Raw genomic sequence first — 23,849 nt, 5'->3', positions numbered from 1 at the left:
AAGGACCCCGCAATTATTCCGAAAAACCAAATAGAGAAAATAAGAAAAACCCAAAAAACACTTATCTCAAAAAATAGAGCGCTGAGCACACATCCTGCTTCAATTACAATACAAATGAGTGTAAATTTTCTGAAATTCAGCATCCTTCCAACAAAATAAAACTATGATTAGCGCCTTTAAATTGATTGTAGAGAACAATATTCTTTAGTCGTTTCCCGTCCGAAAAATTTCTGACAACAGCCTGCGGAATTTCCTGTCGTCTAATAATTTCACAGCCCAGCCATAGCCCAAATGCGGAAGCTGTATGATATTCCCCTGACAACTGTTTGTACTGAATTTGTTTTGTTTCCGAAAAGAAAGATGTGCAAACCGCCTCGTAATATTCGTCAAAACTATCTCCGTTCACTCCCAGAATTACTGCATCCACTTGATTTGCTTCCAACGAGTTTTGCTTCAGAAATGCTTCAAATCGCTCCTTAACTTTTTCAACAGAAGCAGTCGATATACTCTCAATGTCTGTCAAACAAACTGCCTGTGGTTTTCTTTCCGAAGAGACTGCAAAAAAAGTCGCTCCTTCCCCAAAAGGCACTGTAATCCCCTTGTTCTGTTGAGATTCCAACATTTGTACATAATCGACAAATTCATTTCCCAATTCGTCCACCCCTCCTACCAGAACCGTATTCGCCTCTCCACATTCCAGTAAAAGTGAAGCATCCAATAAAGCCGATTCAAACGATAGAGCACCGTGAACATAGGTAGAATTATAGGCTTTGCATTGCAATCCCAGCGCGATTTGAGCGCCCATAGTATTATGCGTTGACTGGATAAAGGCAGTAGGGGTTAAAAATGTTTCATCGTGTTCGATAATACCGTTTAAAAATTTTTCGGTGTCTTCGATGCATCCCATTCCGGTTCCGGTTAAAATCGCATCGGGCTGTTCAATTCCTGCCGTTTGTAGTACCTTAGTTGCAGCAGCAACTCCCATTTTTACACCGGTAGCCATTCTCCTGCTCGCCACAGGGGAAATATAATCTTTATAATTAGGATGTTGTGCAGCAGTCTTAGGCGTTGCAACAGTACTAATTTTATCTAAAAATTCATCTGTATCAAATGTATTTTGAGCAGAAATGGCAGCAGCGCTATGTATATAACATTTTTTCATGCCCTTGTAAAAATTAGAGAGGAGCAATTTCCTCCAAAGCCAAATGAATTAGATAACACATGTTGCAGTTGTTTTTGCTGAAGCTCCACAGAAGGCACCATCCCGGTTTCCGGCATAGGTTCAGAGAAATTTAAATTCGGGAAGACAATTGCATGTTGCAAAGCCAAAATCGAGTATACAGCTTCTACAGCTCCGGCTGCGGCCAGGGTATGGCCCGTAAAGGGTTTTGTACTACTGAAATCGGGCGTTTTTTCTAAAAAAATGCGTTGTAGCGCAATGCTTTCTGAAAGGTCGTTATTCGCGGTAGCCGTTCCGTGAGCGTTGACATAATCAATATCATTTGGTTGAAGTCCGGCCAGTTCTAAAGCACCTTGCATCGACAAAAATGCGCCTTCCCCTGTTGGTGAAGAAGCGGTTTGATGAAACGCATCATTGGCATTCCCATATCCTGAAACATAGGCCCATACTTTTTTTTGTTGCGCCTGAACAATCGCGTCCGATTCGAGTACCAGATATGCCGCTGCCTCACCTAAATTTAGGCCTGTTCTGTTTGCATCAAAAGGTTTGCAATAGGTATCCGATAAAATCATCAAGGTTTTAAAGCCGTTGATTGTAAATTTCGCCAAACTATCTGTTCCTCCAACAATCACCCGATCCAGTTTACCCGCTTTTATCATTCGCGCACCCAGCATGATCGCGTTAGCTGAAGATGAACAAGCAGTGCTTATGGTAGTGACAAAGTCTTTTATTCCTAATTGTTCCGCTATTTTTTGTGTACTGTCCGACGCCTGATGAGCCGATATGTATTTTTGCAATTGCGGCTGTGATACAAACTGTTTTAGGTATTGTTCGGTCAAATCCATCCCTCCAACCGTTGTTGCAGATATCAATCCTGTTTTAACTGAAGTCATTTCTACAATTCCTGCATTGCGAATTGCTTCTTTGGCAGCAATGACACCCAACAAAGCAGTTCTGGAATAATTGTTCAATTCGGGAAGCCCCAGATGTGCTATCATTTGGGCATTCGTAAATGAAACCTCTCCTACTTTTATTTCAGCGGCATGTTTGGTGGCAATATGTGTTATTTCTCCAAGTCCGGAAGTAGAGGAACGTAAAGATTGTAAATTAGATTCCAGCGAATTCCCTATTGCCGAAATTATTCCCATTCCGGTAACGGCTACGCCGGGTGATATGCTGTTATTTTTTTCGATGTTCGGCAATGTATTGTGCTAAAACCTCTACGGATTGAAAAATTTCCTTGCTTTTCCCCGGATCGACTAATTTTATTCCATACTCCTTATCCATCATTACAATAAGTTCCAGGGCGTCAATGGAGTCCAACCCTAACCCATCTCCAAATAGCGGATCATCATCTGCAATATCGGCCGGTGTAAATTCCTCCAAATTAAGGCATTCTATAATATTTTCTTTGAGCTCTTGTTTTAAGGTATCCATTAATTTTTAGTATATAAATTTGTTATCATGGCTTCGGTATGAGGAATAATTCCTTTATCACCTACCCAATATAAAAATGCTTCATAAGCTGTTTCATCGAAATCTACCCATCCGCAAAGCGCGTATTTTGCTTTATTGGTACTTAACATACTCACGGCGTAGTGATGTAAATAGGTCGCGTTAAAGCGGTCAAATATAAAAAAACTATTTTCAGAAAACAGTCGGTGTTTAATACTTATCTCCCCCATCCCGATATTGGGCAGGGTATATACAAAAACCGACGGACTCGGATAATAATGCGCGGCATCGTCGATTGATTTCTGATATTTACGGTCGGTGTCTAAACTGGAGGCGCTGTTTGAAAAAATAAGGGCTATATCTCTATTTGTTTCTGAAGAAATTTTATCGTCTTTCAGCAATACATCGGCTGCCAAAAACGAAAGCTTACTGAGATTGTCCATTTTAAAAGCTTTCGGATAATTGATATTTAAATTTTTATAAGCTGCATTAAAAAATTCGGAAAAATCCAAAGATTCTTCAGCTTGAAAAAGTGCGGAGTCATTTACGAAAATCGTATTATTCTTGATGTGACAATAGTCTTTTATGTACAATTGTTTGTTCAATGGCTGCTTTTTTTACAAATAAATAAGGTGTGGTATTCCCCTAATGAAATATCTCTTTCTATATGCAATCCTGCCTCTTGTATCAGCCTTATAAAAACTTCGGAAGGATACATTTTGCTGTTTCCGTTTGCGAGCGCTGTAAAATAAAGGGAGGTGGCTTCCAGTACGAATTTTGCATTATCGAACTTTTGGCGATCGGTAAATGTTTCAGTGATTAACAACTCCGTATCGGTGTCCATTATCGCGACACAAGCTTTTAAAATATTCAGGATGTCCTTTTCAGAAAAACAATCCAAAAACTGACTCATCCAGATGGTATCGGCTCCTTTTGGAAGTTGTGGATTTGGTGCCAGCCAATCGATTTCAAATCCCGAAACCCGATTGCCAAATCCTTCCTTGTTAGCATTGGCCAAGGCTTTTGAAAGCTGTCCCGGCAAATCGATTATTTTTACATGTACATTCGCGTTGTTGTGACAACAGCGAATCGCGAACTTTCCGGTATTGCCGCCAATATCGAATATCGTTTTCGGGTTACTTTCAAAGACACGTTGCAGCCCTTCATCGAAAATATCGTCCGAATAATGATGATCAAATTCAAACCACGATTTTTGTATTTCGGGAGGTAATTGGGACAATCCGTCATAAATGGTTGGCCAGTTTCCCAGTTCGGGTAGCCCGGCAGGTGTTCCTGTTTTAATGGCTTCAAGTAAATGAAACATGCCTTTATAGCACACGTCATTTGCAAAATTGATGTTCACATTGACGGCCTTGTCGTAGTTTAAAAAGTAACCTGTTTTAGTAAGTTCGTACTTTTGAGCCTCATTGATTGCAACAATACCGGTGCTTTCGGCCAGTTCTAATAATACTCCTATACCGTACTCGCTAACATTTGTCATTTCGGCTATGTCTTCAAGCGAAGCGCCACCCTGCAATCTTCTGTCAAAAATAAAGGTCAAAACCCCTAATTCCCGCAGGGCAACAGTAGTTTGAAAGATAAAAGGAGCAAAAGCAATCCTTTGTGCTTCTTCAAGCGCATCTATGGCTCTTATATTTTTCTTTAACATTTATTCTTTATTGGTTATAAACATTTATAAATTCACTTTTTGAAAAATGACAGCCGTATTACACCCTCCAAATCCTGAAGCAGTTTTCAGAAAAGTTTTAATGGGCTTTGCAGCTACTTCTTCAATTACAGCCAGTGGTTTTGAAACTCCTAATTTGTCAAATCCCAAGGATGTAAATAAGGTATTTTCATGGGCCGAATACATGCCAATGACAGTTTCCAGCAAACCCGAGGCTCCCAACGTATGACCAAAATAGCCCTTTAAACTATTAAGAGGGATATTCGCCATATGCAATCTATTGAATGCGATGGCTTCCATCTCGTCGTTAAATAAGGTTGCGGTGCCATGCGCCGAAATATAGTCAATCATTTCCGGTTGTATCGAAGCCTCTCTTAACGCTCCTTTCACACTGCGAAACAAGCCTTCTCCTGTTCGGGAGGGTCCCGAAATATGATTTGCGTCATTGCAGGATGCTTCTCCCAGTATTGCAACAGCTTCGGGTGCGAGCCCTTCGGGATTGGAAGTGACCAAAACAGAAACTGCCGCCTCTCCCAAAGAAATACCTTTCCTGTTTTCACTGTACGGTTTACAAGGGGCGTCGCTCAAGGCCTGAAAAGAATTGAATCCCGAAACCACAAAGGCCGAAATAATATCGCCGCTAACTATAAACACATGATCGAACAAGCCCGATTGAATTTGCTTTTTCGCAATAGCCACAGCCAAAACACCCGAAACACAGGCATTGGACAAAACAATGGCTTCATTCTTAAATCCGAAATGATTTTTGATAAGCTTTCCCAATTCACTTAAATAGGCTCGCTTTTCAGCAAATCTGCTTGCTCGCTCCAGCACGTCTATGTTGCCTTTTGTGGTGGAAACTATAAGTCCAACTTTGTCATCCAAGGAAATACCGGCTTTTGATATTACCTTGTGTAAGGAAAGCAACAGCATTTTTTCTAATCGGGTGTAGTCACTTGAAAGATTTAAAGCTGCAAAGGCTTCCGATAGTTTTTCAGAAGAAATTAAAGAAGCATGGAACGATGCCGGAGAAAGTTTTGGGTTGGAGACCTCCGAAATTCCGGATTTTTCCTTTAAAACATTTTCCACCACGGTCTTACTGTCGAAACCAAGTGGGGAGATAATGTTGTTGTATGAGAGATATACCTGCTTCATGCGTTCAATTTTCTTTCCCCCTCATTACAGTGGTCATTGTTGCGGTGGCTATTTGAAGTTTGTCTATCCTTGAGGTAATTTGCACTTGCGTCATCGCCAAAGCCTCATATAAAATTTCTGCTTCGGTAGTAATTACTTCTCCAATTTCGGGACAACGGGCAATTGTCATTTCTTTTATTGCACCAATGTAGCCCTCCATGGGTTTTGATTTTTTAGTCAGAGCTTCGTATCCCGCATGTAACGCAACAGTTTGAGCCATGTGTTCTAGTAATCCGGTTTCAGACAACCACCCCTTTTCAACAAAAATACTATCCTCTAAAACTTTCAATTGTGCAACAACCCTCGCCGAATTACAGGTGAGCAAGGTGTCGACCATAATGATAGGTTCCCTATGTGGAATTAAGTCCTTTATCAATTCTGAATTGGTAATTGGTAGTCGATATGATTCTGTGTTTTCCATCATGCTATGTCATCCCAAAAATCATAAAAATTAAACCATTGTAGCGGATATTTATTTAAAACGCGTTCGACATTATTGGTGTATTTTTGAAGCAAATCCTGCGCATCTCTGTTTTTTACTTCTACATTTCTGGCATACAAATGGTAATGTTTTTTGGGTTCCCGCATCACATATACAAATAACACAGGCACCTTTAACCGAGTAGCAATTTGAAAGGGACCCAAAGGAAATTTGGCAGTTTTACCCAGTAACTCTGCTTCCAGACATTTAGAAGTGTTTAAATACCTGTCTCCGGCAATACATATAATACGGTTCTGCATTAGTGCAGCGTTTATCTCAAAGATATGAGAAAGGTCTTCCTTGATAATAATAAATTGGGTACTGTCCTTTTTTAAATACGGGTCTAACAATTCCTTTATTTCACGATGCTCCTGATCTGTGATTACAATACTAATAGAGGCATTGGTTAATCGTCGCGTAAAAAAATACTGTGCCAGTTCGAAATTACCAACGTGGGCACTTATTAAAATTCCGCCCTTCTTAAGCGCTAAGACCTCAGCAATTTTTTCCTCCCCGTCGAACTCATAGGTGTATCGTTTTCTTAATCCTGAAGAGATGGCGATTTTATCCACCAGCGTTTGCCCGAAAACATAATAGGTTTTATAAATACTAATTGAGCTTTTAAACCATGAGTAGCCCTTCCTTCTTCGAAAATAATAATAAAGGCCTCGTACATTTTTTCTGGAAAACATACAGAAATAAGGAATGGGCAGATGCATCAAGGCATACGATGCATTCACGCCAAAATTTTTGATAAAGAAAATAAATATTTTAAATCCTAAAACTGTACCTCTGGATTTTCCGTCCCATTCTGCCGCCATCCGTTTTTAGAAAGGTTTTAATGATTTTTATGAAATATATGTACCAATAACTTTTGGTAAAATTACGCGAATTTTTTAATCTGAAAAGGAAGGATGTTTTAGGAATAAATGCCCCCGTTTATATTAATGACCTCGCCGGTAATATAAGATGCTTTATTTGAAGCTAAAAACGACACCAGATGTGCAACTTCCTCGGCCTCGCCAAAACGATTTGCCGGAATTATTTTTTTGAGCTCCTTTTCGTCCAACTCACTTGTCATATCGGTGTTTATAAACCCCGGGGCGACTGCATTCACAGTGATATTTCGTCTTGCAATTTCCTGAGCCAGCGACTTTGTTGCGGCTATTACAGCTCCCTTGGCAGCCGAATAATTTGTTTGACCGGGAGTTCCTTTTAATCCCGATAAGGAAACTATATTGATGATTCTCCCGTAACGATTCACCAATAATTTTTGAATAAGGTGTCTGGTTACGTTATAGAATCCGTTTAAACTCGTGTTTATGACATTGTTCCAATCTTCGGGCTTCATCCACACAAATAAATCGTCTTTGGTGATTCCGGCATTGTTTACAATTACTTCTATAATCGCTTCCTCATGATGCTCTTGCCAGCTATCTAACGCATCCTTTACCGCTTCCGCATCGCTAACATTAAACGCCAGTAATTCGCCCTTCCCACCGGCACCTTCCACTTCCCGCAAGGTTTCTTTTGCAGCGGCTTCGTTGCTGTTATAATTTATTAAAATAGCATAATCGGTATCCTTGGCCAATTGAATGCAGACCGCTCTTCCAATTCCTCTGGAACCACCTGTTACAAGAGCATATTTTAATAGAGCCATTATTTAGTCTTCCGAATTAATAATATAATCTTTCACCTTATTTACATACGGATACATTACCACATCTTCGGTAAACACGGGTACAATTTCCCGAATTGCATCGTACAATTCCTTTGTCTTGACCGAAACTTTGTCCTGCACTTTCAGATATTCAATGGCTTGAACGATTGTTATTAACTCGATGGCAACTACTTCAAAAGCATTTTCAATTACCTTTTTTGTGATTAACGCCGCATTCGTCCCCATACTCACCACATCCTGATTGTCGTTGTTGTTAGGAATACTGTGCACATACATCGGATTAGAAAGCATCTGGTTTTCGGCTGTGGTTGAAGTAGCCGTAAACTGCACCCCCTGCATCCCGAAATTTAAGCCCAATTGCCCCAAATTTACGAAGGGAGGGAGTATGTCGTTCAGTTTTGAGTTCAGTAAATAATTAAGTTGTCGTTCGGCAAGAATACTCATTTTAGTTACCACAAGTTTTAGCTTGTCCATTTCCAGAGAAACGTAATCTCCATGAAAATTACCGCCGTGATACACTTGTTTTTTGGCAACATCCACAATGGGATTGTCATTGGCCGAATTCACCTCTTCAATTACAATTTTTTCAACATTATTAAGGGTATCTAAAACAGGACCTAAAATTTGCGGTACGCAACGAAGCGAATAGTATTCCTGGACTTTCTCTTCAAAAAAGGTTGCTTCCGAAATCCCATTGTACAAATAATGCTCTCGCTTTCGAGTGAGCGTACTATCCTTAAGATGCTCCCGCATTAATTCGGCAATTTTTCGCTGACCTGAATGTTTTTTAGTGAGATTGAGTTCCAGCGACAAATGATCGTCATAGGCTGCAACAATTTCATTAATCGCCGAGGAACAGGCTATCATATAATTCAGTAATCTGCGTGTGTAAATTGTATTCAAAATACCAATTCCCGTCATCACCGAAGTACCATTCATCAATCCGATTCCTTCACGTAATGCAACAGTGATGGGTTGCAAATTCTCGGCTTTAAAAACATCTTTAGTATTCGTTCTTTTTCCGTTGTAAAAAACTTCTCCTTCCCCTATAAGCACCAATGCCATATGTGCCAACTGCACCAAATCGCCACTGGCTCCTACGCCCCCGTGTTCATAAATAACCGGTGTAATGTTTCTATTAATTAAGGTGGTCATTAAATTGATAACCGAAATGTGTACGCCTGAATTTCCCAGACTTAAAGTATTGAGTCTGGCAAGCATCGCAGCTTTTACATAGGTAGGCGGAATTAAATTCCCGGTCCCCGAAGCATGGCTTCGTATTAAGTTATACTGAAGCTGTACTTGCTGAGCAGCTTCAATTTTGTACTGCGCCATAGGGCCGAAACCTGTATTCACCCCATAGATAATTTTATTTTCTGAAAAATTCTTCAGAAATTCAAAACTATCCTTCACCTTTTGAAGCACTTGTTTATCTAACGAGATAGACTCTTCCTTCAACACTATGCTGAAAAAATCTTCTATCTCTAATTTACCTTTAAGTGTAATCATTTACAACAGCCTCAACTTTTTAAAAAAATCCTATAATAACTGAAAGCAAAGTAGTTATTTTGGTATGCAAATGTATAATAATTATAGTTTTTATAATCTACATAGCCTATGAATGAAAGCAAAGCAGATATATTGATCATAGGAGCGGGTCCTTCCGGTTGTGTTGCAGCCGCTTACCTGCAAAATCAAGGATTAAAAATAAAGGTAGTCGAAAAAAGCAAGTTCCCGAGATTTGTTATTGGAGAAAGTCTGCTTCCCCGTTGCATGGACCATTTTGAGGAGGTTGGACTTCTGGATTCGCTAAACAAAATGGACTTCGAAATTAAGCGGGGCGCTCGCTTTTTAAAAAACGGTGTTGTTTGTAATTTCGATTTCAGCAAAAAGCATACCCCGGGTTGGGATTGGACGTGGCAGGTTCCCAGAGCCGATTTTGACAATGTTTTGGCTAACACGCTTATTGAAAAAGGAGTGGACATCACTTTTGAAGAAGAAGTAGTGGATGTTAGTTTTGATCCTGAAGGAAATTCGAAAACCACCCTTAAAGACAAGAACGGGAATCTCTCTGTTTTAAATGCTTCATTTATTATAGATTCGAGTGGTTACGGCCGTGTGCTTCCACGATTATTGGGCTTAGACAAACCTTCCGAACTTCCCAAACACGCTTCCATTTTCACACACGTAAAAGAACCCAATCGCCCTGAGGGTACCGAAGGTACACTAATTACCTTCGATGTGGTTACGGATGACGTCTGGCTCTGGGTCATTCCGTTTTCTAATGGTGTAACCAGCATCGGCTTTGTGGGACCTATAGAATTGATTGAATCCTATTCGGGTACAACTACCGAAAAACTCAAGGACATGTTAAAAATGTCGCATTACTATTACGACCGGCTAAAAGATCTTGACTTTCTGTTTCCTCCTGTAGAAATTAAAAATTACTCCAAATCGGTTACCCGTTTGTATGGAAAGGGCTATGCATTAACAGGGAACAGTGCCGAATTTCTGGATCCGGTTTTTTCATCGGGAGTCACTTTTGCAACCGAATCTGCTTTAAAGGCTGCCAAATTAATTACTCGGCAAGTGAATAATGAAGCGGTCGATTGGGAAAAGGAATATTCAGAGTATATGCGGGAAGGTGTGGATGTATTCGCGACCTATGTAAAGGAATGGTATACGGGAAATCTTCAGAAAATATTTTTCCATCGCCCTGAGAATCCTGAAATTAAAAAACAAATTTGTGCTGTACTGGCAGGCTATGTTTGGGATAAAAGTAATCCTTTTGTGAAAAATCACAACCGACTTGTAAAAACGCTGGCGAATGTAATTGATATTGAAACAACGAAGCAGCAACCCAAATCGTAGATTGTACCCATTCAAAAGTTTATAAAAACAAAAATCCCAACCTATTTCAAGATTGGGACTTCATATTTTGTTGGCCTACTAGGGCTCCCTTCGGCGTCGCTCAGGATAAACTTCTCGCCCCACAATAAATTCGATAAAAACAAAAATCCCAACCTATTTCAAGATTGGGACTTCATATTTTGTTGGCCTACTAGGGCTCGAACCTAGACTCTTCTGGACCAAAACCAGACGTGTTGCCAGTTACACCATAGGCCAATACATCGGGCTGTGCCCTTTGTCTCTCCACGCAGTTAAGCATAAGAGGGTGCAAATTTAATACAAAGTTTCTCTTGTACAAACATTTTTTGGCAAAAAAAGCATTTTTCAGCCGTCTATTACAAAATAACCTTACCCCTAACACGTTAGTGATATTTCATACCGGACACTAGCTATATTATTAGTAAATTCGTCCCAACAAAATTTAATCACTTTTATGGGTTCCTTTAACTTTACCAAATGGAATAATATTTTAGGATGGTCTGTGTTTGCCATCTCCTTACTAACGTATTGGCTTACGGTAGAGCCTACAGCTAGTTTTTGGGATGCGGGTGAGTATATCACCACAGCGAGCAATCTCGAAGTAGGTCACCCGCCCGGAGCACCGCTATACCAGTTATTGGGAGCCTTTTTTTCCATCTTCGCAATGGAAGCGTCAAGCATTGCATTGACCATTAATTTAATGTCGGTTTTTGCGAGTGCATTTACCATTCTTTTTATGTTTTGGTCACTCACCATCTTATTGCGAAATGTGATTACAAAACAAGAGGAATTAACAAAGTACAGCGCCATGGCAATTCTGGGATCTGCCGCAGTCGGCTCGCTTGCTTTTGCGTTCACCGATAGCTTCTGGTTTAACGCCGTCGAAGCCGAAGTATACGCAGCAGCCACCTGTATCATGTCGGCATTATTCTATTGCGCACTTCGCTGGGAACGGGAAATGAACACGCCCCGAGGCGATCGATGGGTGATTTTAATTGCCTTCCTTATAGGACTATCATTTGGCGTTCACTTTTTGGGGTTATTAACCATCCCCGCCATGGGATTTCTGTATTTCTTCAAAAATTACAAGACCATTACCATAAAAAATTTCATCATTGCCAACATAGTAGTGGTTGCAATTTTGCTGTTTATTTTTAAGCTACTGCTACCCATGACTATGAAGTTCTTCAGCGGTTCGGAGTTATTCTTTGTGAACAGTCTTGGACTTCCTTTCAATTCAGGGACCATCATTGCAGGCCTTGTGTTTATCGCATTATTTTACTTCGGGTTGCGCTACACCAAAAACAAAGGTTATACACAATTTAACACCTTATTGCTTTGTGTACTCTTTATTTTTATCGGTTTTTCAAGTTGGTTAATGCTTCCTATTCGGGCTAACGCAGGAACAGTGATCAATGAAAATAACCCTAATAATGCAAGAGAATTACTGGCGTACTACAACAGGGAGCAATACCCTGAAACACATCTTTTTTACGGTCCGTTATTTACCGAAACCTACGCAGGGCTGGATTCAAAAAACCCCTATAAAGACGACAAGCCTAAGTACGAAAAAGACGAAAAGGCAGGGAAATATGTGATTGTCAATAATTATAAAAATGCGAGTCAGAATACCGACGACGCCCAAAAGGCATATCTACCCAGAATGTGGAGTATTGAGCATGCCAAAAATTACATGGAATTTACCAACGGGTTGAATTTCAGTGTTAAACGAGAATACCGCGGTGAACAACGTTTAATCGACGAGGTAAATGCCTTTAAAGAAGCCAATGCGCAAGGCTTGGTGGACACTGACGATTTCAGTTCGTTTCTACAAGACTTCAGTCCTTTTTTAGATATTGAAAAGCCTTCATTCTGGCAGAATATGAGCTTTATGTTCGAATACCAATTCGGGTATATGTATTGGCGCTATTTTATGTGGAATTTTTCGGGACGCCAGGATGATGTTCAAGGTCAGTATACCGATTTACATGGCAACTGGATTAGTGGAATTAACTTTGTGGATGCTTTACGATTAGGCTCACAGGACAATCTGCCCAGTGATATGAAATACAATAAGGCAAGAAATACCTATTTCTTCCTCCCTTTACTACTGGGGATTTTAGGTTTGGTTTTTCATGCCAAAAACGATAAAAAAAGCTTTTGGGTATTACTTATCTTTTTCCTTTTTACAGGACTGGCACTAAAAGTTTACCTCAACGAAAGACCCTTCGAACCCAGAGAACGAGATTATGCTCTGGTAGGATCCTTTTATGTGTTTGCACTTTGGATTGGATTTGGGGTCTACGCTTTGTTCGAAATGGCAAAAGAATACATTAAACCCAAGTTGGCCGTTCCAATTGTAATAATAGCAACAGCATTGGCCGCTCCTGTTTTATTGGCGACTCAAAATTGGGATGATCATGATCGTTCAGGAAGATACACGGCTCAGTCTATGGGAAAAATGTACTTAGACTCCTGTGATGAAAATGCCATCCTCTTTACCATTGGTGATAACGATACGTTTGCACTGTGGTATGCACAGAATATAGAAGGATATAGACAGGATGTCCGGATTGTAAATACGAGCCTGTTTCAAACAGATTGGTACATTGATGATATGAAAAAGAAGGCGTTTACCAGTGACCCTATTCCTTCACAATTAACACACGACGATTATAAGGTTGGAACCAGAGACTTTCTATTCTTTCAGGAAACCAAACAAGACACCATAGACATTAAAACATGGATGAATTGGGTTGCCAGTAACAGTCAATCTGCCAAGGTTGAACTTCAAAGCGGTCATATGGCGAATACCTTCCCATCCAAAGTTATTCGAATTCCGGTAGACAAGGAAGCGGTGCTGCGTAATGGGATAGTTGCACAAAAAGATGCCGATAAAATTGTTCCGTATATAGACATTGTTTTAAAAGGTGAGGTGCTTTATAAAAACCGTATGATGATGCTCGATGTAGTTGCCAACAACAATTGGGAGCGCCCTATCTATTTTAGTGGTGGTGCCTTTGGAGACGACGATTATTTATGGATGAAGGATTACCTTCAATTAGACGGCGTGGTCTATAAACTAGTGCCTATAAGAACAAAGGTCGATAAGCGAAATCCGTTCGATATGGGTCGAATAGACAGCGAAAAAATGTACGCTAACGTAATGAGTTGGGACTGGGGTAACAGTGGAAGTCCGGATATTTATCACGATACCGAAACACGCCGAAACGGAATTACCTATCGAAGTAATTTGGCACGCTTGGCCGAAACACTTATCAATGAAGGTAAATGGGACAAGGCCGAAAAGATTTTGGATTTGGCAATGGAAAAAATGCCGGTAGATTATTTCGAATATTATTCTTTACTGGAACCTTTCATCTTAGGTTACTACGAAATTGAAAAACCGGAAAAAGCACGTACTGTTTATGAAGCTGTTTCCAAAAAGTATCAGGAAAATTTGCTGTATTTCAGTGGAATGAAAATTAAGAGACAGTACTCTATTGCCGATGAAATAATCAGCAATATGGAACGCTACCGAAGTTTGGTGGACATTTTAATTGTGATGGAAAACGAAGAATTCGCCAAAAAAGAAGCTACCAAATTTAATGGTTATATAAAGTTGTTCAGTCATTTCTATAATGAAAATGAAGGTGTGGATGCAGAGAAAAAAGCTCCTGTTGAAGATTCTTTGCAAAGCGTATTAGATTCGGCGTTACAAGACGCTATGGATTTGAATAGCCAATAAACACATGATTCCCTATATTGTCAAAACGCCCAAGTTTGTTCAATGGATTTTTCCGAAACGAATCTGGGCGTTTTCGAATAAAAATAACGCCATCTATCTCACTTTCGACGATGGCCCCATTCCTGAAGTAACTCCGTGGGTGCTTTCAGAATTAAAAAAACACAAAGCAAAGGCTACTTTCTTCTGTATTGGTGATAATATAAAAAAACACCCGGATATCTTTCAGAAGGTCAAATCGGAAGGGCATACTATTGCAAATCACACTTTTAATCATCTTAATGGCGCCAGGACAAAAACTTCAGATTACATAAAAAATGTACTGGAAGCTGAAGCTCAAATTGAAAGCACTCAATCTTCATTCGCACATCGCAAATCATTATTTCGTCCGCCTTATGGCCGGCTCACACCCGGGCAGGCAAAAAAGCTTAGGAAAGAGGGCTATTCCATTATTATGTGGGATGTATTAAGCGGCGATTTTGACGCGACAATTTCAGAAGAAAAATGCCTTCAGAATGTGCTGAAGAATATACGTCCGGGGAGTATTGTTATCTTTCACGACAGTATAAAAGCAAAAAAAAACCTTCAGTATACACTCCCGAAGGTTTTACAATATTGTATCCAGAAAAATTGGTTGTGTAAGGCTATATAATTCTATTTTATATTCACATTCAATGAAAACACGGTAATGGAGGTGGTTCCGGAACCAACAAGTCTCTGCCCCCAGATTTCGATGTATTCATTGGGTGCCAGCTCTACTGTTCCCGAGATCGAATTACTCGAAATATCGGAAGTATTATTAACTCTCATTAATGTGTTTGTCTCTGTAAGAGTGGTCGTTCCATTCTTCTTTATAAAAAAGGCATAATAGTCGCCGGTCCCACTATTTCCACGTATTGAAAGGGCTGCATCGATTTGAAAAGTTCGAGTTTTCTTCCCAACATAGGTGAGACGATTATTGGTATCTGAGGAAACCCTGAATAAGTTGACAGCGGTAGTTGTATTTGTAACTGTATTACCGGAAAGATTAAATTCACTGCTATTATTAACCGTTTGTACAAATCCGGTAGTAATAGTTCCGTTAAAATAAATATTTCCTGAAGCTACATCATCAGATTCTCTAGGAATACCAGGGCAATTTACAGTCCACGAATTGGTAAAATTATATCCGGGATATGATCCCGACGTATAGCGATTGATAAATTGAGTGCTGGTTCCCGAAAAAGGAGTTCCGAAAAGCACTCCGCTAGCCACTGTGGGATTTGCACTTACATCAAAACCAATATTGCTTCCGTTTACAGAACTGAATCCACTTACTTTCTCTACCAGACTAAAATTACCTGTAAGTTTTTCATAGGTTCCCGAATTACTGGAAAACCATCCCTGATTACTCAATAATAAATTTCCAATATTTGAATAGGTAATTCCGGAAGTGTTATTTACATATTGAACTATGTTCGAAAAATACAACCCCAAATTGGAGATGGTTCCCACACTCGCCATCCCATTTATTATTGTATTCTGAAGCAGCAAGGAACTACCACCGGTTATATTGAAAGCTGTTCCCCCTCCTGCGATAGTAACATTTCGTATACTCCCTCCTGAGGTTCCAACAAACAGGGTGCCGGAAGACAATAAGATATCTTCTCCGGCATCTATTCCCGCCAGATAAGCATCGTTTAAATTAATGGAGTTTGAAAGTGAAATAACCCCATTTATTTCATAATAGGTATTCTCATCAAGGGTAATTACGCCACCTGAAGGGGTGGGAAAATCGGCTTCACTCTTTACAAGTACAAAGTTATCTCTCTTGTCAAGTTCTCCGGAAATTTTCACCCATGACGTAGTAGGTGTATTGTAATAGTAAAACGCGCTAAGGTCTGTATCATACACCAGTAAACTGTTTGCCGGAGTTGTGATGGCGGTTCTTTGTGCGGTTGTCATTCGAGGGGCTAGCAGACCCTTAGTGGTAGAGGATGCATCGAGAATTGATGTAGGATCCGGACTTGTTGTTCCAATTCCAACTTGGGCGTAGGCGATTGGACTCATAAATAGTATCACGGAAAGCATAGCAAAAGCCAATCCGGATAAGCAGGTACTTTTCTTTTTCATAATTTGGGGATAAGAACTTAGCATTGAAACAAAAATAGCATCAAATGGAAAAATAGCTTAGAAATTTATGTTAAAAAGTGAAATTTCTCCGATAACCGGTACACGATAAATTTTAGTATTCTGATTTTCAGAAAATTGAAAAAAAATAAATGTGGAAGAAAAATTTAAGTTTGTGCAGTTTGTCTAAACAAATTCCTTTACCAGTCCAATCAAGGTATTGGCATCCTGTTCCCCGCTTTGGCGCCATTTCATTTCGCCGTTTTTGTAAATCATAAGCGTAGGAAGGCCTTTAACGCGAAGAGCTTCGGCCAGTTCTTTGTTTTTATCGATATCTATTTTTATAACCCGTGCCTTATCACCTAAAGCAGCAGCTACATCACGTAGCACCGGATGCATTCCTTTGCAGGCTTCGTCCCATTCGGCATAAAAGTCTAACAAAACAGGAACCCGAGTTTCAATTAATTCCCCAAATTTTGACATCTATCTAAAGTGTTACTTGAACATTGGTATTACAAATATAGCATTTCCCGTAAATTAAGCATCAATACGGCGTTTTTTAAGTGTGATTACGCTGATTTCGGGCCAAATTCCCACACGTCCGGGATATCCTAGGTAACCAAAACCGCGATTTACGTTAATATAACGTCCAAATTCTTCATAGATTCCCGCCCAGTTTTCATAACGATATTTTACAGGACTCCATTTAATCCAACCCGGGATTTCAATTCCAAATTGCATCCCATGGGTATGACCGCTTAATGTAAGTTGAATGTTGCGCTTGTCTTCCTTAACCTGTTCTTGCCAATGCGAAGGATCGTGGCTCATGAGTATTTTAAAATCTTCTACTGCAATATTCTCACAGGCTTTGTCGAGATCTCCGGCTTTTTTAAAACCGCCGGCGCCCCAGTTTTCAATACCGATGAGCTTTATAGCCTCTCCGTTCCGTTCCAACGTTCTGTTTTCATTTAACAATAAATCCCAACCCATATCGCGTTGTAGTTGCTTCAGTTGAGATAAATTTTCGGTTTTGGCGGCTTCCGATTCCCAATTCACATAATCGCCATAGTCGTGATTTCCCAGCACGGAATATACCCCATCTTTTGCCTTGAGGGTTGAGAATAAATCTTTCCAGTCCTGCATCTCTTCGGCTATATTATTCACCAAATCTCCCGTAAAAAGAATCACATCACTGCCTTGTTCATTTACCAAATCGACGGCATATTTTACCTTTTTTTCATTGTCGAAACTACCGCTGTGAATATCACTAATCTGAGTAAGTGTATAGCCGTCGAAACTTTGCGGTAAATCGTCAAATTCGAGCGTGTATTTTAAAACTTTATAGTTATATCTCCCCTTGTACATTCCGTACAACAACGATGTAAACGGAATGGCAGCGATTCCCAAGGCAACAGCACTTATAAATTTTCTGCGGGATGGAATATAAAATCCTTCATCACTTCCAGCTATTTTTGAAAAAGCACCTACAAACAATCGAATGATATCTTCGCCGAACATCACAATAATTAGCACCAATTTCGGGATTAATATGGCCAAAAAGAAGCCAAAAACATACATCCTCCCGGGTGTCATGGTACGAGTAGACGAACCTTGTGTTAGTTGATAGATAAACAGTAAAAGTATCCCTACCGAAATAATTGCATACAACCACTGGATCCAAGGATTTTTCGTTACCGTTTTTAGGGCTTGAAAGGCATACAAATCGATAAGTATATAAACGACAATAAAAATAATCCAACGCAGCATGTATGGTTTTTTGAGAGTTTTTAAAGATACTACCTTTCAAAAAGTTGAAACCTACATTCACTTTTTTTTAACGGTTTTTAGTATCTTTTCAGCTTATTAAGACTTCATGAAAAAAATCTTTTTTTTTGGCCTGGTTTTTATATTCTTCATTAGTTGCTCCAAACCGACTTCTGTTACACCGGCCAAAAAAGATGCTTCTCTAATTACCTATGTCAATCCTTTTATCGGAACCGGAGGTCATGGTCATACTTACCCCGGAGCAACCATGCCCTTTGGGATGATGCAATTGAGTCCGGATACCCGTCTGGAAGGATGGGACGGTTGCAGCGGCTATCATTACAGCGACAGCTATATCTACGGTTTTTCGCATACACATCTTAGTGGTACCGGAGTAAGCGATTATGGAGATATCTTGCTAATGCCCACAAATATAATTGTCTTTAACAATGGTGCCGATGGCCAAGCGGGTTACCGAGCCCATTTTTCGCATGACAATGAAACTGCTTCCCCCGGTTATTACAGAGTGCTTCTGGATTCAACAAATATTGAAGTGGAACTTACAGTAACGCCACGGGCGGGAATGCATAAATATGTTTACCCTTCGGCTGAAGATCAATTTGTGATTTTAGATTTGATACATCGTGATAAAGTGCTTGATGCCAACATTGAAATTGTTTCAAATACAGAAATTAAAGGTTATCGCTTTTCTGAAGCCTGGGCAAAGGACCAGCGGCTTTATTTTTATATGAGAACTTCTCATCCATTTAACGATATGTTGCAATCGCCTCCCCTTCAAGGTATGACCGGAGGAAGAAAAGCAGCGCTACTATTTATAAACCCCAATAATGAACCCGTCTACATTTCCATTGGAATTTCGGCAGTAGACGAGGAAGGGGCTAAAAAAAATCTCGAAACCGAAATCGGAAGTAAAAGCTTCGACGAAATTAAGTCTGAAGCAGAAGCCACCTGGGAACAACAACTTGAAAAAATTGTTATTGAAAGCTCCAACGAAGATTATAAAACCAACTTCTATACTGCCTTATATCACACCATGATTGCTCCAAATTTGTATCAGGATGTGGACGGTCGTTATCGCGGAATGGATCTGGAAATTCATCAAACAACCAATTTCGATTACTATACGGTTTTCTCGCTGTGGGACACTTACAGAGCGGCGCACCCTTTATACACCATTATCGAGCAGGAGCGCACCAAAGATTTTATCAATACTTTTTTAGCGAAGTACGATGAAGGCGGAATCATGCCCATTTGGGATCTTTCGGCAAATTATACGGGTTGTATGATTGGCTACCACGCTGTCCCTGTTATTGCCGATGCGTATTTAAAAGGGATTGACGGATTTGATGCCGAAAAGGCCTTCGAAGCCATGAAACACAGTTCCATGCAAGATAAATTAGGGTTGGAATCCTATAAAAAAGCGGGCTTTATTCCCGTGGAAGCCGAAAGTGAATCGGTTTCGAAAACCTTGGAATACGCCTACGACGACTGGACCATTGCCCAAATGGCCAAGAAGTTAGGAAAAACCGAGGATTATAAACTGTTTTCGCAGCGGGCTCAATACTACAAAAACGTTTTTAATCCGGAATCCAACTTTATGCAAGGACGATTTCGGAATACCTGGTTTTCTCCTTTCGACCCATTTGAAGTAAATTTTAATTACACCGAAGCCAACGCCTGGCAGTACAGTTTGTATGCTCCTCAGGACATTTCAGGACTGATGAATTTGATGGGTGGAAAGAATACATTGGAAGCACATTTAGACCAATTATTCTCGGCAAAAAGTGAAACTTCGGGACGGGAACAGGCCGATATTACAGGATTGATTGGGCAGTATGCGCATGGCAATGAGCCCAGTCATCACATGGCTTATCTGTATAATTTTGTAAACAAGCCCTACAAAACTCAGGAGATCGTGCATCAAGTACTTACCGGGCTTTACAAAAATGATCCGGATGGCATTAGCGGGAATGAGGACTGCGGACAAATGAGTGCCTGGTATGTCTTAAGTTCTCTGGGCTTCTATCCTGTTACCCCGGGAAGCAATCAGTATATTATTGGAACCCCTTTATTTGACAAGGCCACGATTCATTTAGAGAGTGGGAAACAATTTACCGTGGTTGCTGATGGAGTCTCAGAAACCAACAAATACATTGCTTCGGTTACACTGAATGGCAAGCCGCTACCCAGAAGTTATCTTTTTCATTCCGATATAATAGAAGGCGGAGAGTTGGTTTTTACCATGACGAATGCTCCTTCAGAGTGGGGAACAAATGACGCCGATATCCCTAATACTGAAATTACTGAGCATCTTATTACTCCTGCGCCTTTTATAGCTGAAGGAGATGTGGCATTTAAAAAGGAAACAACAATTCGCCTGGAGGCAGCTTCGGAAGGAAGTGAAATCTTTTACAGTATTAACAATTCCGAAGCCAAAAAATACAACGCGCCTTTTACCATTTCCGAAGAAAGCACCGTTGCCACTTACGCCCAAAAGAATGGGATAAAAAGCAGCACACAAACTACCAAATTCTATAAAATTGACCCCAACCTCAGCATTCAATTGGAAACCGAGTATGCCAATCAGTATAACGGTGGCGGGGACAATGCATTAATTGACGGCATTCGAGGGGCAAGCGATTTTAGAACCGGTGCCTGGCAGGGCTATCAGGATACAGATCTTGTCGCGATTGTCGATTTGGGAAGTGTAAGACCTATTGATTCGATAAGTGTAAATTTTTTACAGGACCAAAGCAGCTGGATTTTTTACCCTACCCAGGTGGAATGCTATGTTTCGGACAGTAAAACTTTTTATAAAAATTTACCTGCTCAAAAAATCTCCGCCGAAATACCTTCGGAAGAAACCGAATTGAAAACCATTCGATTTAGCATGAAGGGATACAGCGCCCGATATGTAAAAATTGTAGCCAAGAATTTTGGAGACCTTCCCAAGTGGCATTTGGGAGCCCCCTTTAATGGAAAGGCGTGGCTTTTTGTGGATGAAATCGAAATTAAATAAGTCATGCCGAAAAATTACTTCTGAAATGAGCAACACAACTAACCAATAATTACGAGTTATGAAACGAAGAAAATTTATTCAGCGAGCAAGCTTAACTAGTATTGGAGTTATTGCCGGTGCGTCAGCAATGAGTTGTAAGGAAGGTTCTTCGGAAATGCCTTCGGAAGCAGTAGCTGCAACGACAGCTTCAACAGCTAATTTTCCTATAGTAATTGCAACCTGGAATGTCCCCGAATCGACCGGAAAAGCATGGGAGGTCATTCAAAACGGAGGTTCGGCTTTGGACGCCATAGAGCAGGGTTGTATGGTAGAAGAAGCCAACGCCGAAGGACAATCGGTTGGAATAGGGGGTTTACCCGACAGAGACGGAAATGTAACGCTGGACGCATGTATTATGAACAAGGAAGGCGATTATGGCGCGGTGCTGTATATGCAGCATATTGTCCATCCAATTTCGGTAGCGCGAAAGGTGATGGAAAAAACTCCCCACGTGATTTTGGCAGGAACCGGAGCCGAACAATTTGCGGTTTCGGAAGGATTTAAACGTGAAAATTTATTAACCGAAGCCTCCAAAAAAGCATGGGTGGAATGGAAAAAGACATCAGAATACAAACCTATCATCAATATTGAAAACCACGATACCATAGGGATGTTGGCCATCGATAAAAATGGCGATATTTCGGGAGGATGCACCACCAGTGGCTTGGCCTATAAAATGGCAGGTCGTGTAGGAGATTCTCCAATTATTGGCTCCGGTCTTTTTATCGATAATGAAGTAGGGGGCGCTACTGCAACCGGCCTGGGAGAAGAGGTTTTAAAAACGGTAGGAAGCTTTTTAATCGTTGAATTAATGCGTCATGGAAAATCACCACAGCAGGCCTGCGAAGAAGCCATTGGACGTATCATTAAAAAAAGTCCGGATTTTAAAGATTTTCAAGTGGGTTATATTGCAGTCAACAAAAAAGGGGAAACCGGTTTTTACAGCATTCATGAAGGCTTCTCTGTTACAAAGTATCATAAGGATAAGAATGAAAACATTCTATCTAATTACCATAACAAAGGCTAAGCTACCAATATGACGACCACCAAAAACTACCGTTCGGCATTTATTATTATTACGATTCTTTTCTTCCTATGGGGGTTTATCACCGTACTTGTTGATAGTCTTATTCCTAGACTTAAGGATGTTTTCGAATTATCTTATTTCCAGGCAGGGTTGGTACAATTTGCCTTTTTTATCGCCTATTTTGTGTTTTCTGTACCTGCAGGGACCTTGTTATCCCGAATTGGGTATCAAAAAGGAATTGTAATTGGATTGGTGACCATGGCATTAGGGTGTTTGTTGTTCTATCCTGCTGCTTCAAACAGATTGTTTTGGGTGTTTTTGGTGGGGTATTTTACGCTGGCGGCGGGAATAACCATACTACAGGTTGCAGCCAATCCCTATGTTTCGGTCTTAGGAAGTGAAAATGGTGCTTCCAGCAGGTTGAATTTGTCTCAGGCGTTTAATTCGTTAGGGACGGCTATAGCTCCGGTGGTAGGCGCTATGTTTTTATTGAGCGATACTATTAAAAATTCGGAAGAAATTTCGGTTTTAACTGAAGTGGAACAAAAGGCGTATTATGTTTCTGAAGCGGGAGCCGTACAAACCCCATTTCTATGGATTGCCGGTTTTATCGCCCTATTGTCACTTTTGTTTGTTTTTATAAAACTTCCGAAAGTGCTTCAGGAAAAAAAAGTGGGGAATGCATTTTCCTTACTTAGAAATAGAATGGTTTTGACGGGAGTAATCGGGATATTCGTCTATGTGGGTGCCGAAGTGGCTATAGGCAGCTATTTGGTAAACTATTTTCTCGATATGAATCTGGCCGAAGCAATTCGGGAAAACGAAACAATGAAGTTTCTTGCCGAACGCATTTTAAACAGCGATTTAAGTCTTAACGACCCAAAAGCCATTGTGGGTGCCTTTGTAGTATTTTATTGGAGCGGTGCCATGGTAGGCCGCTTTATCGGGGCCTATTTAACCAAAATTATAAGTCCGGCAAAAGTGCTGGCTGTTTTTGCCATTTTGGCCATTACAATGCTCTTTCTCTCCATGAATACGGCAGGCCTCGTAGCGCTATGGTCTATACTGGCGGTTGGTTTGTTTAATTCTATCATGTTTCCAACCATTTTTACACTCACCATCGACGGATTGGGAGACTTAAAGCCACGAGCCTCCGGGCTCCTTTGTATGGCCATAGTGGGCGGGGCTGTAATTCCACCCTTGTACGGTTTTTTCACCGATCAAATGGGCTTTAAATTGGCATTACTCTTATTGATATCCTGCTATGGATATATTGTGTTCTTCGCTGTTAATAAGCTGAATAAAAGAGTTTTGCGCAACCAACGTGAATTTTGAACACTCTTATATTTTTCTTAAAATAGAGGTACAATCAATTATTTTTGTAGCTTTGCAGGACATAAGTAGGTTGATAACCTGGGTTATCGATCAAATTTGGGGCGAAAAGTCATCACATCTGTGATGGCTTTTCAATTTTATACCCTTTCCCAGAAACTCCTTTCTCCTTAGTCTTTATCACATAAATAAGTGCTTTTTATGAAATCATAGATTTTTTAAACTC

General features: G+C 40.3%; 19 protein-coding genes and 1 tRNA gene. 6 read left to right on the top strand and 14 right to left on the bottom strand.

Translation table 11 applies throughout. From position 1 onward, the window contains the following. Window positions 1-136: 136 nt before the first annotated feature. The 10 genes from ATE92_RS06790 to hutH form a co-directional block, all read right to left on the bottom strand. The gene (locus ATE92_RS06790; RefSeq protein ID WP_100802980.1) at window positions 137-1,162 is read right to left on the bottom strand and encodes a beta-ketoacyl synthase chain length factor; all 1,026 of its coding nucleotides are present in this window, start codon (window positions 1,160-1,162) and stop codon (window positions 137-139) included. Continuing rightward, a complete protein-coding gene (locus ATE92_RS06785) occupies window positions 1,159-2,355 on the bottom strand; it encodes a beta-ketoacyl-[acyl-carrier-protein] synthase family protein (protein WP_198515639.1) in 1,197 nt (398 codons plus the stop codon). Before ATE92_RS06785 ends, ATE92_RS06790 begins: the two co-directional genes overlap by 4 nt. A gap of 4 nt (window positions 2,356-2,359) precedes the next feature. After that, window positions 2,360-2,617 (bottom strand): phosphopantetheine-binding protein, encoded by a 258-nt coding sequence (locus ATE92_RS06780; RefSeq protein WP_100802979.1) that lies wholly within the window; start codon window positions 2,615-2,617, stop codon window positions 2,360-2,362. Next, window positions 2,617-3,240, bottom strand: coding sequence for a 3-oxoacyl-ACP synthase (locus ATE92_RS06775; RefSeq protein ID WP_100802978.1), 624 nt, complete (start codon window positions 3,238-3,240; stop codon window positions 2,617-2,619). The genes ATE92_RS06780 and ATE92_RS06775 overlap by 1 nt, the downstream gene beginning before the upstream one ends. Next, window positions 3,237-4,304, bottom strand: coding sequence for a methyltransferase (locus ATE92_RS06770; protein ID WP_100802977.1), 1,068 nt, complete (start codon window positions 4,302-4,304; stop codon window positions 3,237-3,239). The genes ATE92_RS06775 and ATE92_RS06770 overlap by 4 nt, the downstream gene beginning before the upstream one ends. A 24-nt stretch (window positions 4,305-4,328) precedes the next feature. Then, on the bottom strand, window positions 4,329-5,477 hold the full coding sequence (locus ATE92_RS06765; RefSeq protein ID WP_100802976.1) for a beta-ketoacyl synthase: 1,149 nt from the start codon (window positions 5,475-5,477) through the stop codon (window positions 4,329-4,331). A 4-nt stretch (window positions 5,478-5,481) separates the two neighbouring features. Further along, a complete protein-coding gene (locus ATE92_RS06760; protein WP_232729128.1) occupies window positions 5,482-5,940 on the bottom strand; it encodes a hypothetical protein in 459 nt (152 codons plus the stop codon). Beyond that, window positions 5,937-6,818, bottom strand: coding sequence for a lipid A biosynthesis acyltransferase (locus ATE92_RS06755; protein ID WP_100802975.1), 882 nt, complete (start codon window positions 6,816-6,818; stop codon window positions 5,937-5,939). The genes ATE92_RS06760 and ATE92_RS06755 overlap by 4 nt, the downstream gene beginning before the upstream one ends. Before the next feature lie 98 nt (window positions 6,819-6,916). Further along, window positions 6,917-7,657, bottom strand: coding sequence for a 3-oxoacyl-ACP reductase FabG (gene fabG, locus ATE92_RS06750; RefSeq protein ID WP_100802974.1), 741 nt, complete (start codon window positions 7,655-7,657; stop codon window positions 6,917-6,919). 3 nt (window positions 7,658-7,660) lie between these two features. Next, window positions 7,661-9,187 carry a histidine ammonia-lyase gene (gene hutH / locus ATE92_RS06745; protein WP_100802973.1) on the bottom strand — a complete coding sequence of 509 codons (1,527 nt, stop codon included), beginning with the start codon at window positions 9,185-9,187 and terminating at the stop codon, window positions 7,661-7,663. A 108-nt stretch (window positions 9,188-9,295) separates the two neighbouring features. On the opposite strand from hutH, the gene ATE92_RS06740 reads away from it, so the two are divergent. Beyond that, entirely contained in the window at window positions 9,296-10,549 is a 1,254-nt protein-coding gene (locus tag ATE92_RS06740) for an NAD(P)/FAD-dependent oxidoreductase (RefSeq protein WP_100802972.1), read from the top strand. 182 nt (window positions 10,550-10,731) lie between these two features. Here the strand turns inward: ATE92_RS06740 and ATE92_RS06735 are convergent. Further along, window positions 10,732-10,804 (bottom strand) — tRNA-Gln (locus ATE92_RS06735). A 217-nt stretch (window positions 10,805-11,021) separates the two neighbouring features. On the opposite strand from ATE92_RS06735, the gene ATE92_RS06730 reads away from it, so the two are divergent. Both ATE92_RS06730 and ATE92_RS06725 read left to right on the top strand, forming a co-directional pair. Then, on the top strand, window positions 11,022-14,315 hold the full coding sequence (locus ATE92_RS06730) for a DUF2723 domain-containing protein (RefSeq protein ID WP_100802971.1): 3,294 nt from the start codon (window positions 11,022-11,024) through the stop codon (window positions 14,313-14,315). Between the two features lie 4 nt (window positions 14,316-14,319). Beyond that, the gene (locus tag ATE92_RS06725) at window positions 14,320-14,964 is read left to right on the top strand and encodes a polysaccharide deacetylase family protein (RefSeq protein ID WP_100802970.1); all 645 of its coding nucleotides are present in this window, start codon (window positions 14,320-14,322) and stop codon (window positions 14,962-14,964) included. Window positions 14,965-14,966: 2 nt separating this feature from the next. Here the strand turns inward: ATE92_RS06725 and ATE92_RS06720 are convergent, their stop codons facing one another. The 3 genes from ATE92_RS06720 to ATE92_RS06710 all read right to left on the bottom strand — a co-directional run bounded on the left by ATE92_RS06720 (window position 14,967) and on the right by ATE92_RS06710 (window position 18,188). Further along, a complete protein-coding gene (locus ATE92_RS06720; protein ID WP_232729127.1) occupies window positions 14,967-16,424 on the bottom strand; it encodes a hypothetical protein in 1,458 nt (485 codons plus the stop codon). 183 nt (window positions 16,425-16,607) lie between these two features. Then, window positions 16,608-16,904, bottom strand: a complete 297-nt coding sequence (locus ATE92_RS06715; RefSeq protein WP_100802969.1) for a co-chaperone YbbN — start codon at window positions 16,902-16,904, stop codon at window positions 16,608-16,610. A gap of 54 nt (window positions 16,905-16,958) precedes the next feature. Continuing rightward, the gene (locus ATE92_RS06710; protein WP_100802968.1) at window positions 16,959-18,188 is read right to left on the bottom strand and encodes a metallophosphoesterase; all 1,230 of its coding nucleotides are present in this window, start codon (window positions 18,186-18,188) and stop codon (window positions 16,959-16,961) included. Window positions 18,189-18,294: 106 nt separating this feature from the next. Here ATE92_RS06710 and ATE92_RS06705 point away from each other — a divergent pair, with 106 nt between their 5' ends. The 3 genes from ATE92_RS06705 to ATE92_RS06695 are packed head-to-tail and all read left to right on the top strand — an operon-like array spanning window position 18,295 to window position 23,626. Next, the gene (locus ATE92_RS06705) at window positions 18,295-21,225 is read left to right on the top strand and encodes a GH92 family glycosyl hydrolase (RefSeq protein ID WP_100802967.1); all 2,931 of its coding nucleotides are present in this window, start codon (window positions 18,295-18,297) and stop codon (window positions 21,223-21,225) included. 58 nt (window positions 21,226-21,283) lie between these two features. Then, window positions 21,284-22,291, top strand: coding sequence for a N(4)-(beta-N-acetylglucosaminyl)-L-asparaginase (locus ATE92_RS06700; protein WP_100802966.1), 1,008 nt, complete (start codon window positions 21,284-21,286; stop codon window positions 22,289-22,291). Between the two features lie 9 nt (window positions 22,292-22,300). Further along, a complete protein-coding gene (locus ATE92_RS06695; protein ID WP_100802965.1) occupies window positions 22,301-23,626 on the top strand; it encodes a sugar MFS transporter in 1,326 nt (441 codons plus the stop codon). Window positions 23,627-23,849: the final 223 nt, after the last annotated feature.

The sequence above is a fragment of the Ulvibacter sp. MAR_2010_11 genome, assembly GCF_002813135.1.
In the GTDB taxonomy this organism is placed as follows: Bacteria; Bacteroidota; Bacteroidia; order Flavobacteriales; family Flavobacteriaceae; genus Altibacter.
The sequence above is the reverse complement of the archived record's forward strand: the minus strand, read 5'-3'. Positions and strand labels throughout refer to the sequence as shown.